At 37.9% G+C, this 18802-nt stretch carries 5 protein-coding genes, 2 rRNA genes and 1 pseudogene; 5 read left to right on the top strand and 3 right to left on the bottom strand.

Annotated features, from left to right (window positions below; all coding sequences use genetic code 11):
- From A2290_00190 to A2290_00170, 5 genes and pseudogenes are all read left to right on the top strand, one after another.
- A pseudogene (locus A2290_00190) lies at positions 1-6124 on the top strand (hypothetical protein).
- A gap of 86 nt (positions 6125-6210) precedes the next feature.
- On the top strand, positions 6211-7899 hold the full coding sequence (locus A2290_00185) for a hypothetical protein (protein ID OGC16048.1): 1689 nt from the start codon (positions 6211-6213) through the stop codon (positions 7897-7899).
- A 17-nt stretch (positions 7900-7916) separates the two neighbouring features.
- Positions 7917-9092 carry a hypothetical protein gene (locus A2290_00180; GenBank protein OGC16047.1) on the top strand — a complete coding sequence of 392 codons (1176 nt, stop codon included), beginning with the start codon at positions 7917-7919 and terminating at the stop codon, positions 9090-9092.
- A 188-nt stretch (positions 9093-9280) separates the two neighbouring features.
- Positions 9281-11245 carry a hypothetical protein gene (locus tag A2290_00175; protein ID OGC16046.1) on the top strand — a complete coding sequence of 655 codons (1965 nt, stop codon included), beginning with the start codon at positions 9281-9283 and terminating at the stop codon, positions 11243-11245.
- A 317-nt stretch (positions 11246-11562) separates the two neighbouring features.
- Positions 11563-17604, top strand: a complete 6042-nt coding sequence (locus A2290_00170) for a hypothetical protein (GenBank protein ID OGC16045.1) — start codon at positions 11563-11565, stop codon at positions 17602-17604.
- A 22-nt stretch (positions 17605-17626) separates the two neighbouring features.
- On the opposite strand, the gene A2290_00165 is transcribed toward A2290_00170, so the two are convergent.
- The 3 genes from A2290_00165 to A2290_00155 form a co-directional block, all read right to left on the bottom strand.
- A complete protein-coding gene (locus tag A2290_00165; GenBank protein OGC16044.1) occupies positions 17627-18214 on the bottom strand; it encodes an arginine decarboxylase, pyruvoyl-dependent in 588 nt (195 codons plus the stop codon).
- 104 nt (positions 18215-18318) lie between these two features.
- Positions 18319-18434 (bottom strand): 5S ribosomal RNA (gene rrf / locus A2290_00160).
- A gap of 140 nt (positions 18435-18574) precedes the next feature.
- Positions 18575-18802: ribosomal RNA gene (locus A2290_00155) — 23S ribosomal RNA — on the bottom strand; the annotation flags it as partial.

The following is an 18802-nucleotide window of genomic DNA, read 5'->3' as shown; positions in this document are numbered from 1 at the left end:
TGATATTGCAATTAATAATAAAAATAATATCTCAATAAAAGGATCAACACAACCAAACACGGAATCAAACAATCCTTATGGTCCAAGAATAGAAATCGTAAGAAATTCGTTTTATTCTCCATATTCAGCTTTCAACTTAAGCTCTTCCTCAAATTGCACAATTGAGGGGTTTGCGATAGGCGGGTTTTATAACTCAAACATAGCAGGAGCCCCAGCGGCAATAAAAATAACAGGCGGTGGTTATAACCATATCTATGGTTGTTATTTAGGGGTGACTGCTTCAGGAGAAGGGACTCTTCAATCTTATGTTTCCACATCTTATAAATCAAATTACTATGGCCTTTATATTTCTCAATCAATCTACAACACCATAGGAGGAGATACTGTATCACAAAGGAATATAATTTCAGGAAACCAGAATTCAGGCATTTTTATTACTACTAATTCAACAAGCAATGAAATAAAAGGAAATTATATCGGAACTAATTATTGGGGAGAAAAAAGTTTAAAAAATGGGTCTTCAGGTATCTCTATATCGGCAAATTCTTATTTTACTTTAATAAAAGGAAATTTGATCTCGGGAAACAGCAGTAATGGGATAAGTGTCAACTTGGTTGACACTACTTATTTATTAAATAACATCATAGGCCTTTCTGCTTCGCAAACATCTGCAATTCCAAATTCTTACGGGATATCTATTCAAGGCTCATCTACTACCGGAAGATATTGTGTAATAAAAAACAATACGGTTTCAGGAAATACTTCTTATGGTATTCAATTATATAGATGCTCAACTGTTGAAGTAAAAGGGAATTTTATCGGGACAGATTCATCAGGAAATACTCCTTTTCCAAATGGGTCTGGTCTTTATCTTAATGGAACACAATATTCTACAATTGGAGGCACCACACCTGAAGATAAAAACATAATATCAGGAAACAGTAACTTTGGAATTGTTTTAGGAGAGACAAACTGCAATAGTAATGAAGTTCTAGGCAATTACATAGGGGTAAATAAAAATGGAGATACAGCAATTCCAAATGGGAACAAAGGGATCTTTTTTAGCACTTATTTTCCAAAAAACAATATAATAAAAGGAAACATTATCTCCGGGAATTTACAGGAAGGTATTCGCGTATATCAAGCTTCATATAATATCTTTTCAGAAAATTACATAGGAACAGACAAAAACGGAACCACTGCAATACCAAACGGCATGCAAGGAATTTCTATTGCAGGGAATAACATATCACTTGGAAAGAGCAATACGATAGAAGGAAATATCATTTCAGGAAATTTACAGGAAGGCATTTATTTAAATGCAGCTCCCTCAAATTTTATTTACGGGAATTATATAGGTATAGATAAAAGCGGAAGTTTAAATTTAGCAAATGGTTATTCGGGCATATATTCCACGGGACAATTAAATATAATAGGGCCAAACAACACAATCGCATATAACGGAAGCCGCGACGGGGATTATGGAATAGCAATAGATACTGCTTTTTATAATACAATAAAAGAAAATTCCTTGTTTTCAAATTATGACAAGGGAATTGCTTTAATAAATAACGGAAATACTGGGATCGCCTATCCTATAATAACCTCTTCAAAGTATTACGCCTCTACAGGAACAACCATTGTCCAGGGAACTGCACCTGCAAATGCAACAATAGAAGTATTTTTAACAGAAGCTGTTCCCGATTTAAGCGGTCAAGGTGAAGGTAAAACATATCTTGGAAAAACAACCTCCGATGCAAATGGCAATTGGTCAATCGAGTTATCCAACCCTTCATTAAATGTAGGAAGCAACTTATGCGCAACTGCGACAAGTTCAAACGGCAATACTTCAGAATTTTCTATAAATAATGAAACAATCCTTTATACTGAACCTGGCGAAGATACAACCCCACCCTCTATTTCAATTTCAAATCCAAACAGCGCCACAAAATTAAAAGGAGGGGTTTCTTCTAATATAACATTTATTATAGAAGACGCTTCAGGCATTGAAAATGGAACAGCCGCTTTTTATTATAAAATCGGAAGTGGAGAATGGATATTAATTGCCGCAAATCAATCAGAAATCTCACCTTTTACATGGAGTAATATTCCGGCAATAACAAGCGATCAGGTAAAAGTAAAAATAGAAGCTTATGATGCCGCGCCAACCCATAATCTTGGTACAGGAGAAAGCGAAACCTTTACGATAGACTCAACAGCTCCAACTGTTTCTCTTATACAACCAAACGGAGGAGAAACATTAACATCAAATACAGTTTATTCTGTGCAATGGACAGCAGAAGATATTCAATTTACACCATCTGCAAATTTATTAATTAATCTGTACTATTCTATAGATAGAGGAACAAGTTGGACAGCTATACAAAATGGGACGGGAATTTTAAATACAGGGTCAATCCTTTGGGCTGTTCCAAATTTAGAAACAGATGAAGCTAAAGTAAAAATAGAAGCTATTGATGGTGTCGGCAATATAAACACAATTGAAAGCGGCAGTTTCACCATAAAATCGAACAATTCGCCATTAGTGCAAATTAGTTCTCCCTCCCCATTAACAAAATGGCGCGGCGGGACTAATCAAAATATAACATACAGAGCGGACGATTCTTCCGGATTAAAATTAAATTCAGCTTCCATATATTATTCAACAGGTGAAACATGGATACAAATTGCAACCAATCAGCCTGTCTTTTCGGCAACAAATACAAGTTATAGCTGGACAATTCCTATAATATCAACACTGGAAGCAAAGATACGGGTAACGGTTGAAGATATTTATGGAAATCTAGGAATAGGAGAAACACCTTCTTTTATAATAGATTCACAAGTTCCATCGATAAATATAATAACTCCAACATCACAAACCTTGTGGAAAGGGGGAGTTGCCGAAAATCACTATATAGAATGGATCTCTTCAGACAATTTTGCTTTGGCAGCAAACTCTACAAATATTTATTATTCATTAGATGGAGGAAATACTTATTTACAAATTGACTCAAATATTAGTAATACAGAAAGTTATAATTGGATTTTTGGATCAATAACCACAACCGAAGCCAGAATAAAAATTGATGTCAAAGATGAAGTTGGAAATATAGGCACAAAAGAAAGCGATAAATTTATAATCGATAGCCAACCACCAGCGGTTCCTTTTTTACGTTCACCAGAAAATAATTCTTTTACAAGAAACAATCTTACTACGTTAAGTTGGGATCCACCAATAATATGGGATGTTTCAGGGATAAAAACCTATGATATTTTTTTAAACCAGCTTTTAGTTGCAACTGTAAACGGCGATACTACAGACTTTACATTTTCCTTGCCCCTAAGTGATGGGGTATATTCTTGGGAAATCAGGGCTACCGATGGTGCCGGAAACATAGGGGGTTTAAGTGATAAGTGGGTTTTTACAATTGATACGATAGTTGAGCCTCCTTCTTTAAAGTTCCCGCCAAACGGATCAAGATTTAATACCATCCCGACTCTTTCCTGGGATGAAGTTTCAGATCCCTCAGGCATTGAAAACTATGAGGTAAAGATAAAGGGTCTTTCTTTTTTTACCGTAAACAATACTCCTGATTTTGTGCCATCAATCAATTCAGATGGTGTGTATACATGGTCTGTAAGCGCGATAGATAAAGCAGGAAATCAAAGTGTTTTTTCAACGTTTTGGACTTTTACTTATGATCAAACGTCTCCACAAACAATAATTAATAATCCAACTGCCAATTCTGTTTTTGCGGGAAATCAGGCATATAAAATAGAATGGATAACGACAGATAATATTTCCAATCCGGAGAATATTGGAATTAATATATATATTACTTATAACGACGGACAATCATGGACAAAAATAAATAATGATACAGAAAACAATGACGGTCTATTCGCATGGGCAACGCCACTTGGCATTTCCACGGACAAAGCAAGGGTTAGGATTGACGCAACAGATGAGACTTTCAACATTTCTACCCGTGAGGGAGAAAATTTTATAATTGACAGTGAAGCCCCGATTATAACGTTAAAAGCACCAATTGATGGGATATTAACAAATAACAATATGCCAACCTTTCAATGGAATGCGGCGTCTGATGCCTTTTCTGAAATATCACAATATGGCCTTATAATAGACTTAAAACTAGTCGCAACAATAAATAGCGGAACAACAAGTTATATCCTGCCTACAGCAATAAATGACGGGAATTACAAATGGGCAGTCAACGCTTCCGATTCTGTAGGGAATGTAGGCACCAGTGAAGAGTGGAGCCTAATGATAGACTCTACTCCGCCATTTATGCCCAATTTAATATACCCAACCAACAATCAAATAATCTCTTCAGCTCCAAAGTTATCCTGGAGCGGAGCCACTGATAATTTGTCAGGAATTGCAAGTTACGAAGTTTCCATAAATGGCTCTTTAGTTATACTCGGAAATACAACAGATTATCAATCAACTCTATCTGATGGCTCATACACATGGAAAGTAAGAGCCAAAGACAGGGCTGGAAATTGGGGCAATTATTCCAGCCTCTGGACATTCACGATTGACGGCACTCCGCCTGACATTACAGGAATAACATTAAAAGATAAAACTACAGGAAATACACAATACAGCAATGAATTAACTGTTTCTGTCGAAGCAAACGGAGTTGCCGGCGACCCTGTCTACATGAAAATGGCAAGAACTGATGCAGAGCTTATTGCCGCAGCATGGATCCCCTACTCTCAAAATTTTAAATATACATTCAGCACGGGAGATGGAACAAAAACGCTTCTGTATAAGCTAAAAGATGCTGCTAGCAATGAAAGCAACACCGTACAAGACTCTATAATCGTAGACACAACCCCTCCCACCATTGTTATCTACAATCCTATTTTAAATGAAGAAATTACAGGAGGGACAGACTATCAAATAAAATGGCAAGCAAACGACGAAATTTTTAATAACTCGGCATCACTTGCTGTTAATGTTTATTATTCATTAAATAACGGAATAAATTGGATCTCATTACTTAGAAGCGATACTAACGATAATATGTTTTCGTGGAACCCTGTCCCTAACCAAGAGACAACTACTGCAAAAATCAGGATAGAAGCCATAGATGGAATGCAAAATATGGCAACAGCAGAAAGTGGAAATTTCACGATCAAAAAAGATGAAGGCTATGTCCCTTCAGGGCCTTTAACTATTTCAATAGAAAGAGCAGCTGATTCAGTTAAAAGCGCTATTAAAGTATCATGGCAAGAGACAGGAGATGAAATAACTCCTGATTTTTATATATTGACAGGGACAGGATCCGGCGCTTATACCGAGGATCCAAACAGTTGGAGGATAATTTCTTCCTACGGAGGAGATTTTAAAATTGATGATACTAACAACTATTTAATTCATGAAAATCAGGTAAGAGACGGAGACGTAGAAGTATACTATAAGGCTCTTTATAAAGGGACGCCTAAAAACGACCTAACATCAGCAGTTGCTGTTGGAAAAATAAATATTACTCTGGAAGCTTCTTCATCATACGCAAAATTGGCAGTAATCTCTCTTCCTCTGATTCCAACCGATACATCAATCGCAAAAGTTCTGGGAAATCAATTTGAAGGGGCTGGAGGAAATGACTTTACAACTGCTGACTATATCTATACTTTGGAGCCAGGAGAAACAACTCCACAGTCTTTTTATAACGGGAGCTCATGGCAGGGAAAATTAACAAACATCTATTCTGACAAAGGTTATGTTTTTATAACCCAAGGAGGCCATCCTGCAAGGACAATAACAGTTGTCGGCGCGGTCGCGCAAACAAGCAGATCAATCTCCATAAAGCGAAAAAATTATACAGGATTAAATTTGCTGGGAACAGCATATCCTGTTTCTGTCTTTTTACAGCCTGATAACACAAGATTGTCGGAAACAGCACCAAAACAAGGAACAGGCTTTGATAACGCGGATTATGTTTATACTTTTGAGACAAATTCCGCGCCTCAGGCTTTTTATAATGGGTCAAACTGGTCGGGGAAACTGGATAAATTTAAAATTGGGAAAGGTTATGTTTACATAAAACAGGTAGACGGAGAGGTTAATTGGACATATCCAAAACCGTATTAGCCCTCACCCGATTTTCAGGTAATTTGAGGGTTTATAGGAATAAACCCTCTCCCAAAGGGAGAGGGAATTAAGGAGGAATGAGTAAAATGTTTAAACAAAAATATTTCAAAAAGAAGGTGGATTGGGTTTTAATTATGCCCGCTCTTTTTCTTTTATTGATAAACTCGACATTTGCGTCCAGTACTTTTGATGTGGGCTATACTTCCTCAAGTTCTTATTTTTGCAAAGATTCATTATCGGGGCCAAATACGGCAATAGATTCTCTTATTCAAATCGTCCTTTTAGATAGCGCGGACGGCATTATCTATGGGCCTTCATTATCAGGAAGTGTTGCGACCGAACACCATGAGGTTTTAACCTCTGCTTTAGGTATAACGAACGGAGATAAAATGGGTTACGATACAGTCGGTTCATCTGAACCTGTGCAAGGACAAGCCGGACATTTTTTTCATCAAAGGCAGGCAACTGCGCCTGACAATAAATGGTATATAGCACGGGTATGGAATAGTTTAAATACTCATTTTGGAGAGTCCTACCCTTTCCAGATAAATTTTAATTTTGAAAGCTCGGATATTAATTATCAGTATTTTGAAGAAGATATTTTAGCAATACTGCCAAAAGCAGCTCCAGTATTTACTGTAAATGATATAACAGCTGAAGCAACAAGAGGATCAGGTTCTACGTCTCCATCAATAACAGTAAAAGGTAAAACAACATTGGGAACAAGATTTTATGAGTTTGAAATATATAAAGGGGGGACACTTTACAAGAAATCATCGCTCGGATATAAAGAGTCTCACCACACAGCTTATTATAACAACAGTACTACTTATAATATTGACAATACCTTTGTATTGTCATCAGGCGATGACAACCAAGCCTATACTTACAAAGTTACTCTTGGCAATAGTTTTGGTTTAACTACTGTGGAAGGAACGGTTTTTGTTCCTGAAAATCAGGATCCTTCCACCCCTTGGGCGGTAACAGACCTTAAATCTGAGGCAAATGACAGGAGTGTAACATTAACATGGTCAGCTCCTTATGATACAGACAAAACAGGGACAGAGACTTCATGCTATGAGTATTTAATAAATGTATCGACAGAAGCTATTATAGATAGCCCCGCAAATCCTTTTAATGACAAAAATACAAACCCTCAAAAAACAACAACATGGAATAATACAAAATCGGTTCTTGATTATTTTTCTACAGTTTCAGAGATACCATCTCCCGGAAATTTCGGAACAAAACAAACTATCACTATTTCCAATATAGCTACAGATGAAACTTATTATTTTGCAATAAAATCAAAAGACGCAGTTGGAAATGAATCATACATTTCAAATATAACGGGAGTCAAAATAGGTGAATACAAAGCTACAGAAAAAACGCCCGAAACAGTTACATATAAACTAGTCTTTTCAAAAGATGTTGGCCTGGGGATAAATACAATATCAATCCCTTTTGATCCTTTTAATATGGTTCTGGAAAATGGCGCGTCAAATTTAACTTTATTGGGCTTAATAGAAACAATCAACAAACAGGCAAACGCAAACGTTGTATATTCTATAGGTTGGTGGGATATAACAAGAATGGATGCTGCAGGCTATGAAATAAAATATAGTAATTCAGGGGTATTAAACGATTTTGCAGATATAACTCCAACTACAGGATTGGGAGATTTGAGGCAGGCGCCCCCAAACATTATAAAGGACCAGCCATACCAAATATCGGTAATAGAAGAAAAATCATTTAAATTGACAGGGTATAGATAAAAGTGAAGTAATAAATTATGAACTTTTTTACAATAAATAAAATTTTAACCAAGCTTATGATAGCAGTGTTACTGTTATTCATCGGGTTTGTTACATTTTCAAATGCCCAAACAGTTTATAACCCGTTTTACTTTGTAGACGGCAAAATACTGCCTCCGATACAAGAAACAAATGTATCTACAGAAGAAAGAACTGTTATCTTTTATCAAACAACCTCAGAAGCAGGTTATGCTTCTGATATATCCGGCAATAAAGGCCGTTCGGGCCGTAACGGAAATTTCATGCTAAACATAATGGAAGACAAAAGAATGAAAATAATCCCCGGTGAATATAAAATCGCGGTCGTTAAAGGAGAAGATGGTTATGGGTCAAATCCCGTCAACATAACAATAACAGGCAATGGCTATGATACATCTCCAGATTTAATCTTAGCCAAAGATACAGGGATAACAAGTCCCACACCACAACCTGCCCCCTTTGAAGGAGAAGCGCCTGTAATAGAAAGCATAAGATTTGATGGAAGATTATATCAGAAAAATCTTATTAATAAAGAATATGAATATATTGTATCAAAGAATCCTATAATAGAAGTTAAGGTTACTGCAGGAAATACAGGGATTGACATATCAACGCTTGCAATGTCAGAAGATGCAGGCTCGGTTGTAGGACAATATTATAAAATAACAGACGACCAAATAATAACAAGAGTCATGGGAACAAACAATCCTGTAGAGGTAACCTTTGCTTTTGATTATAAAGCAAAAAACAAAGAACTTTCAAGCGGAGCCCATACCTTTAATTTTGAAGCAGGTAATTCTGTAGGAACAACAAGCGAGTCTGCGACTGTAAAAATAATGGCCGGAGATACTGAAATAATAGGGACCCCGATCGCATTCCCCTCTCCTTTCATATTAAAAGAAGATACCAAAGTCACCCTTCAGTATGGATTATCAGATGATGCTAACATTGACATCTATATATTTGATATAACCGCAAAAGTCGTCAAAAAACTTTCTTACAATGCCGGAACCCCTGGAGGATCCGCAGGAGGAACAGCTAATCCAAATAAAGTCGAATGGGATCTTATCTCTGATTTTGGGTATAAAATAGGCGCAGGCGTATATTTATGGCATATAATAGATAGAGACAGAAATAAAATCATAGGAAAAGGTAAACTCGCGATATACCCGTAGTTTTTATGCTTCCCCGTTTGATTCTTCCCCATGCAAGTTTTTATCATCTAAGCCCGATAGTATCTGTGAAGAGAATAAAGTGTCGTTTCCCTGTTTTTTCCGACACTTAAATAAATAAAAAATTTAGCAGCACGCTTTTAAAAACAGGGCGTGCTGTCCCTTTTAAAGGGGAGATAGGAGAAAAAAAGATGATAAACAAAAAAATTATGGGGAGGGGAAAGATTGTAGTTCTTGCTATTGCGCTTATTTTTCTTTTGGTCAGAATAGCTTCTGCAGCAGCCGCGCCGGATCCTACAAGGATATCGATAGGAGCAAGAGTGTTAGGACTTGGAAGCGCTTGTATGGGATTAGATGGTGATGCCAACAGTATATATAGTAACCCTGCAAATTTATCCTCAATAGATTATTGGCAAATAGCCAGTATGTCAGGAAACTTACTTGAAGAATATAATTATTTCAGCTTGAGCGGCATATATCCTACAAAATACGGTAAATTTGGCATTGGGATTGTAAGTTCAAATATTGGAGGAGCTATTCCAACCAAAGTAGAAGAGTTGTCTGATCCTTCGGACCCAATTTATGTGGAAGACACTTCTTTAAGCAACATGGGATATTATAACAATGTTCTGCTTATGTCATACTCCAACAAATTAGAAGGGATATTATCTTTTTATCCAATAAAAAGATTAGTAATGAACACTCCATGGATGAATGACATAGATTATGGTATGAATTTCAAAATATTTAGTGTAGGGTTATCCGGAGGAGGACTTTCAAACACTTCGGGAAGCGGAACAGAAATAGATTTAGGGATAAAAGGCAAAACGGCTATTAAGGGTTTATCATATGGCGCTACTATTAAAGATATGCTTCCCGCTTCATTAGGCGGAAAATTAACATATCCAAACGGTTGGGAAGAATCATATCCAGCAGTTTTGAAAATGGGCGTGGCTGCAAATATCTTGGGCGAAGAAAATGCCATGCAATCATTTAATAATCAGGACTTAAAAGTTTTGCTTGATATTAATATGTATCCCAAATTATCGGTTCCGGCTTTATATAAACTAGGAGTTGAATGGAGTCCTATAAATTTATTGTCAATTAGAGCGGGTATTGACCAAGCTATGGTCGGAGGAAACGTTAGCAATGATCTAACTGCTGGAATTGGCGTCAATTTCAAAGGCTTCAGATTTGATTATGCTTACCATCAATTTGAGGGGGCCTATGGCGTAGACAATCATTTCTTCTCATTAAACTATGGACTTATTCCTCCGCCAAAAGAAGATAAAGATTATATAATCATTATAAAACCATCTCCAACATCAATAACACATGATTACAAAGTTAATGTAGTAGGAAAAGTCCATCCAGATGTCGGATCCGCCAAGATAAATGGGACATGGATAAGTATAGATAAAGACCTTAATTTCAATGTAGAAGTGCCATTTGCTCTTAAAAAGAACACCTTATGGGTCCAAGCATACAGCAGAAAAGGAGAACTCTTAGAGACAGAAAAATTAAGAGTATTACGATTGGTTTCATATCCTGATGTAACTTCTGATTATTGGACTTATGATCCAATAAGTTATATAGGAACTTTAGGAATAATAAAGGGTTATCCTGACGGGACTTTTAAACCTGAAGGATATATTACAAGGGCAGAACTTGCAACTCTTCTTATAAGAGTTACACAAAATGGAGAAGTTCCAGCTCCTGCAAAGGTATCTTTCTCAGATTTTACTGCAAAACACTGGGCAGCAGGATTTATTGAACAAGCCGCGAAACTAAACATAGTCAAAGGTTATCCCGATAAAACATTTAAGCCGAAAGCAAACATAACACGAGCTGAAGGACTTGCAATGATTACAAGGTTTGGCAAGGTTGAACAAGAACCATATGATAAAGTGTTATTTAGGGATGTGGATTCTAACCACTGGGCGGCAAAAACAATAGCGGGAGCATACAAAGCTGACATGTTGCAATATTTGAGAGGGAAACCTTTTGACCCCAACAAAAAGCTTACGCGAGCAGAGGCTGTAGAGCTTATTTCAAAAACAGCTCTTGTCAAAGACAAAATTAATACCCTTTTAGATTTTGAGACCGGTTATGAAACTGAAATTAATCCACTATACGCAAATGTAATTCAAAGATAAAAAATTGAGGCAATAACAAAATAATGTTGTTGCCTCATTTTACCCCTGTTTTTCATCCGATTATTACGGCTTTCGCACCCTTCGACAAGCTCAGGGTGACACAATTATATAGTTCGCTGTCATCCCCTTTTGCAATTTGTCATCCCCGCAAAAGCGGGGATCCATCTTAACCCCGATTATCATAATCGGGGTTGTTTTTTGAGAAATAGATTCCCGTTTGCACGGGAATGACTATTTTGCAACAAACCCCTTTTTCATACTAGCCCCTTTTCATTATATTAGCTATAATACAGACAATTAATTTAAGGGGGCTTTAAATGAAAAAATCATTTATCTACTTATTGCTTGGAACTTTTCTTCTTTTTTTTATTTATCTTAATTTTGCTACAGCGGAAAACGTCGATGTTATTTTAGACAATAATGACGCAGCCAGTTCTTTTCAAATTAAAAACTTAGACAAAACAACTGTAGCCAGTATTGATGCAACGGGAAATATTACCGCAACTGGAACAGTTGACGCTCAAAAAGGGGTAAAATATCCTGACGGAAATATACAAACAGAAGCATATCTAGGAAGCAACAATCTGCCAAACAATAGCGGATGGATAAAAGGCGGAGGCAGAGTGACGCTAGAAGCAATTGAAGATTATGTTGGCATTGGTACAGATAATCCATTAACGCACTTGGATGTTGTCGGCTCTACGCGTATTACTTTAACTCCGTATCATAATAAGAATGTTTTCAGTATAGAAAAAATAGATACTCAAGATAAAAGATCAAGTGTTTTAAAATTTGATTCTTCTATAGAAGATTTACTCATTGATAAAGATGGCGTTTTAGGATCAGTCGGCATTGGACTTGCCTCCCCATCTTCAAAATTAACGGTGAACGGGACGATTGAAACAGTTGGAATTGGCGGCATTAAATTTCCTGACGAATCAATACAGACAACAGCAAGCGGTTGGACAAAAAAAGAAAATACTCTTATATTAACAACCTCTACCGATAAGGTCGGCATTGGGACAACAAATCCTACCGCAAAGTTATCGGTAAAAACAACATTAAGCGAAGGAGGAGCCGCTATTTTTGGTGCCGAAGACAATATTGCTTCGGGAGACTATGCAGTTGCAATCGGAAAGGGAACTCAAGCTCGGGGAAATGCTTCTCTCGCTTTAGGAATAAACACTAAAGCATTGGCTGATTATACAATAGCTTCTGGAGGAAATACTGTAGCGGATGGACTTTATAGCTTTGCACATGGCTATTATACATCTGCAACAAAACAAGGCTCTCTTGCTTTTGGCCAATTTACATCAGCAGACGCTACAAACGCAATGGTATTAGGGGGTGGCATTTCGGCAACACAAAGGCTATTAAATAATCAGCCAGATTCCTTAATGATAGGTTTTTTCTCTAACATTCCAACATTTTTTGTAGGTTCCAGCGAAGGAAAAGGAACAACCGGCAATGTAGGAGTCGGCACGACAGAAACAGCCTATAAATTAAATGTTGCGGGAACCGTTGATGCTCAAGGAGGAGTCAAATTCCCTGATGGCAATATTCAGACAATAGCGTATCAAGGTGGTAGTGCCACAGTTGGTGGCGGATGGGTAGCCGCAAATTCAGTAGTTCATTTAGAATACGCAACCAATAGAGTCGCAATAGGAAGTAATGCAATAGAGTCGGAATCAAAACTAGCTGTTGATGGAATAATAGAAACAACTGGCGGCATTAAATTCCTCGACGAATCAATACAAACAATTGCGGCAACCCCTCTGCCAACAGGATCTACTAATAACACATTAAGACACAATGAAACAGATTGGATTAGCAATAGTTTTTTATCCAATAATGGAACCTTTGTTGGAATAGGAAGTCCAACTCCAGCGCAAAAACAAAATTATGCTTTAGCTGTAGCAGGAACAATTGAGGCTCAAAAAGGAATAGAATTTCCAGACAAAAAAATCCAAAGCAGAGCCTATCTTGGAGAATCGGATAGCGGGTGGATTAAAGGGAACAACAATGTTACAACAGAATCTTCGACCGCAAAAGTCGGAATAGGTGACACTAGAAATAGAACTATGCCCGCAAAATTGAATGTTTTTTCCGATACTGGTAACGGAGGTGCTGCTGTCATAGGTAATTACTTAAATACTACGGAAGGTGATTATTCTATAGCTATAGGAGACCAAACTAAGGCAAAAGGGAAAGGATCTTTTTCAGCTGGTGGGTTTACACAAGCAAAAGCCGACTATTCAACTGCACTTGGTCATTACACAACAGCCGGAGGATACTACTCCACAGCCATGGGATGGCTAACGTCTGCAGAAGGAATAGCATCAACAGCTATGGGGTTTCAATCAAAGACAACAAATGATAATGCAACCGCAATTGGTTACAGAGCAAAAGCTTTAGGTTTTTGTGCAACTGCTATCGGAAGAGAAATAACGGCAGAAGGAGTGGCTTCTGTAAGCATAGGAGATTTTTCTACAGCTGCAAATCAAGCTTTTACATTTGGAGCTTATTTAAAAGCCGATGGATTTCATGCAATGACATTAGGAAGTGGAATAAGCACCTCTTCATGGTTGAAAAATAGTACTCCAAATTCATTAATGATAGGATTTAATTCAAACATCCCTACCCTTTTTGTTGGACCAAGCAGCGGAGTTGATACAACAGGCAATGTCGGAATCGGGACAACAGATGCAACCTCAAAACTAACAGTTGCGGGAATAATAGAAATAAAGGCAATTAATGGTGGAATAAAATTTCCTGACGAAACAATACAATACACAGCCGCCGGCACAGGGAACGGCACGGTAACTTCTGTCAATTCAGGTACTGCTTTAGCCGGAGGACCTATAACTAACACAGGAACTCTAAATGTTAAATACGACAATTCTACTATCAGTATTGAATCTCAAGGTTCTCTTGAGGTTAAAGATGGAGGAATTTCTACAGTTAAACTTGCAGACAACTCTGTTACTACAGACAAAATACTAAACGGAACAATCAAAAAGGAAAAAGTTGCTCTTGGTGAATTTGTCAAAAAAATCCAAGCTGGTAAAAATATTTTAATATTTGGAGATGAACTAGATGGAACCGGAGTTGTAATAATAACCGCAGAAGCCCCGTCAACAGGGTGGATAAAGAGTACGGGACAGGTTGCGCTTGAAACAACAGGCGATAAAGTAGGCATTGGTACAGATGCACCGCAGGCAAAACTTTCGGTTGTAACACAATCAGGAGGAGCCGCCACTTTTGGGAAAAATAATGAAGCTCTTGGAGATTCTTCCGTTGCTATAGGTCTCTATTCTTCAACAACAACAATAGCACAACATTCCTTGGCTGTAGGAAATTATGCAAAAGCAAATGGAAATAATTCTGTTGTAATTGGTGATAATTTACAGAATGACGCAGATAATTCACTTGCCGTTGGTGGTAATTTTACTCTGCCATTAGATAAAGATTATTCTTTGGGTATAGGCCTTGGTAATTTAGATATTCTATTAAATCCGGTTGGGGATAGTTTTCTTAATGTTGAAACAGGCAATGTCGGCATTGGAACAGATGCTCCAACAGCAAAACTTTCGGTTGTAACACAATCAGGGGGAGCTGCCACTTTTGGAAAAGAAAATACAGCATCAGGCAATTTTTCTGTTGCAATAGGAACTGGTTCTTCTGCGACAAATACAGCCGCGGTCGCAATTGGAAATAACTCTACTGCATCAGGACAATTTTCACTAGCACTTGGAAGCAATACAGAGGCAGGGGGAAATAGCTCAATAGCTGTCGGAGAATCAGCAAAAACAACAAGTGAAGGAACCTCAGGGCATCGTGGCTCCAACTGTATGGCATTAGGCGGAAGTTTTAGCAATAGTGTAGATTATTCATTAGGCATTGGATTCAGTGATTTAAATATTCTATTAAACCCCGCAGGAGACAGTTATATTGTTCCAAATCCAGATTCATTAATTTCTGGAAATGGCTATTTTGGAATAGGGACAAAAACACCTACATCAAAACTAACAGTCGCCGGCACAATAGAAATAACAGACATTGGCGGATTAAAATTTGCAAATGGGATACAGACAGAGGCATATTTAGGGCAAAATACAGGCTGGGAAAAAACAGGTGGAAATGTCAATTTAAAAACCACAACGGATAAAGTAGGGATTGGAACAACCTCTCCTAAAGCAAAGCTTCATATTTACAATGGAACCTTGTTGGCAGAAGGAACCGAGGATGAAGGGTTTGATTTTATAAATTTAACATCTGACAGGGCTTTCTTTTGGCTCCCATCCAAAGCTGCATTAAGAGCAGGAACTTCAACTGATGGCTCATGGGAAAAAAGCGAAATAAAAGATTACTCTGTTGCAATTGGAAATAACCCAATTGTTAGCGGCATATCAGCTTTTGCTTTAGGAGAAAGCGCTGTAGCGGGCAATGATTATGCAGTTGCTATTGGGAAAAGCGCGCAAGCGTTAGGGGTTGAATCAATAGCAATAGGAAGTGGCGCAATAGCAAATGCTTCAACAGCTTTGGGAGGATCAGTAGGCTCAATTTCAATAGGTTATGATTCACAAGCTCTTGGTATACATTCAATAGCAATGGGAAAAGATACACAGTCTACCGGATCATATTCAACTGCAATAGGATATGGCGCAAAGGCTACTGAAGATGGCGCAACTTCCATTGGGCAAGGATCAATCGCAAAAGGGATGAATTCAATTGCCATTGGAACTAGCGTAACAGCATCTAATGAATCAGCAAATGCAACTGCAATTGCGATTGGCAGGCAGGTTCAAGCAACAAAAAACAATGCTGTCGTTATAGGAGTAGGAAAAGGAGCCGGAAATTTTTTAGTCAATAATACTGAAAACTCTTTAATGATAGGCTTTGACGGAACAACTCCGATCTTATTTGCAAGTGGAAATGCCGATGTAGGACAAGTAGGAATTGGAACAGCAACGCCTCAGGCAGAAGCTAAACTACAAGTTAATGGAGCTGTTTTGTTTGAAGGAAATACAGGCAACACTCCTTCGTCTGGAGCTGGAACCAAGCTAATGTGGATACCATCAAAATCCGCCTTTCGCGCAGGATATGGTGGAACAGCATGGGATGCAGTAAATATAGGGAACTACTCTGCCGCAATGGGATATAATTCTCAGGCAAAAGGTCAATATTCATTTGCAGCAGGAAAATCAACAACTGCCAATGGAGATTCTTCTGTCGCATTAGGAGAATCAGCTTCAGCAAATGGTAAAAATTCTATCACTTTGGGAGGAAAAATAACAAATGATATACCTAACTCACTAATGGTTGGTTTTGGTGATACGGGTACGACCGTAAAGCCCATTCTTTTTGTTTCAGGAGAAGCTATAAAAGGGAGCGTTGGAATAGGAACTACAGAATCAAGCTATAAACTAACAGTATCAGGAACAATAGATTCCCAAGGGGGAATAAGATATCCCGACGGGGGAATACAAACTGTCGCGTATGATCCCTTATCTCTGAGAGATAATATCTGGTCAAGAGCCAGTACTACTGTATACCTTCCTTCAACGTCTGACAATGTCAGCATTGGAACAAATACTTCTACAGCGAAACTAACCGTTGTAATGCCAAATGGAGGCGGTGCCGCAACCTTTGGAACAAATACAAATGAAGCGACAGGAGATTATTCGGTTGCGATTGGGAGCGCTGCAAAAGCGCAAGCAACGTGTTCTCTTGTCGTAGGAGAGACAATATCTGCAAACACTAACGCAATAAATTCATTAACTGTAGGGAAGAACATTACTAATAATACACCCAATTCAATCGCAGTAGGAAAGGTTCTTGATTCCAGTAAAACTCCACAGATACTATTGAACGGATATGGCGATTCTTATATAAATAAGGGCTTACTAATAGGATCAGCTAATACGGATATACTTGGAGAGCGCCAGTTATATGTTAACGGACAAGCATTTATAGAGAATCTTTCCCTAGATTTATCAACACCTGCTGGAACCGGAACTCAATTAATTATCACGAACGATGGTGCAATATTAAAAGGAAACTCTTCTTCCAGAAGATATAAAACAGATATAAAAGATTTGGATGAAAATTATTACAAAATTTTGGAAGCAAAACCTAAAAAGTTCAAATACAAAGATTCAGGAACAAAATCAATCGGTTATATTGCAGAAGATTTTGACGATCTAGGCTTAAAAAATCTTGTTGCATATGATAAAGAAAACAGACCTGATGCGATTAGCTACGATAAAATTTCTATATATCTGATAGAAATAATAAAAGATCAACAAACAGAAATTAAACAATTAAAAGATCGCCTAGACGCCATCGAAAATAAATAACATAAAATAAAAAAGATGATAGTCAATCTATAGCTTGCTGACGGTTTTCCGAACCTGATGAGTTAATAAGCAATACTGCGGCAGACAAAACTGTGGTCCAAACGCCCCTCTGCCCTATCGCGCTTTGGGTAATGTTGGTCGTTCGAACGATTTCGTTTGAAAGTTTCCACAGTTCCTGCCTTTCATCCCAGCTGGCAGTCTCATCAAACGGGACGCCAAGAGTTGTAGCTAGCATCTGCGCGGCCAGATCTTCCGCATAATCGCCGCATTCTTCATCGGTTAAACCGTGGCCATGATGTTCGCTTAAGTAGCCATATGAATTTTGATCGGCCGGAATAGCCATTCCAACAGAGGCAGAGATCAGGCGATGAGGTTCGTTGGTATCATTTTTTGACATAACAATAAAAGTAATCTGGCCCGGTTTCAAAAGTTTGACCCCTTGATCTTTTGAAACCAATTTACATCCGGGAGGAAAAATACTTGACACTTGGACATAGTTAACAGCCTGGATCCCTGCATCTCGCAATGCCATCTCAAAGCTGGCAATTTTTTCTTTATGCCGTCCAACTCCCTTTGTTAAAAATATTTTATCTGGTACTAAATTTGTCATATTTCAATTCCCAATTTTCAATGAATATTTTTATTATACTATAACTCATAAAAATCCCATAACAAAAAAACCGCCAAAGCTTTTAACTTATGGCGGTTTATATAACCCGGCAGCGTTCTACTCTCCCAACCCTGAAAGGGCAAGTACCATCGACCCTGAGGAGCTTAACGACCGTGTTCGGAATGGGAACGGGTGTGGCCTCCTCGGCATGGCTACCAGGATTTGTACTTTGTAATTAGTAGTTAGTAATTAGTAATACAAATTACAAAATACAATTGCTAAATACAAACGACAAACACTCTTAATTATCAAATATACAGATAAGACAAATTTTATTATACGAGAATCAATTCTTGCCCGAACATTTCGATCTATTAGTACTGGTCAGCTAAGCATATTACTATGCGTACACTCCCAGCCTATCAACCTCGTAGTCTACAAGGGATCTCAAACGAAACCTAATCTTGAGGTGGGCTTAGCACTTAGATGCTTTCAGCGCTTATCCCTTCCAGACATAGCTACCCAGCGTTTGCCACTGGCGTGACAACTGGTACACTAGAGGTCTGTCCCTTCCGGTCCTCTCGTACT

The organism is candidate division WOR-1 bacterium RIFOXYB2_FULL_36_35 (assembly GCA_001771505.1).
Taxonomy (GTDB): Bacteria; Margulisbacteria; WOR-1; order XYC2-FULL-46-14; family XYC2-FULL-37-10; genus XYB2-FULL-36-35.
Note: the sequence above shows the minus strand (reverse complement) of the source record. Positions and strands in the feature narration are given on the sequence as shown.

Bases quoted from the DNA above. Each gene is read 5' to 3' on its own strand.
- A2290_00165 (OGC16044.1), bottom strand. From the start codon at position 18,214: ATGACAAATTTAGTACCAGATAAAATATTTTTAACAAAGGGAGTTGGA.
- A2290_00180 (OGC16047.1), top strand. From the start codon at position 7,917: ATGAACTTTTTTACAATAAATAAAATTTTAACCAAGCTTATGATAGCA.
- A2290_00185 (OGC16048.1), top strand. From the start codon at position 6,211: ATGTTTAAACAAAAATATTTCAAAAAGAAGGTGGATTGGGTTTTAATT.
- A2290_00170 (OGC16045.1), top strand. From the start codon at position 11,563: ATGAAAAAATCATTTATCTACTTATTGCTTGGAACTTTTCTTCTTTTT.
- A2290_00175 (OGC16046.1), top strand. From the start codon at position 9,281: ATGATAAACAAAAAAATTATGGGGAGGGGAAAGATTGTAGTTCTTGCT.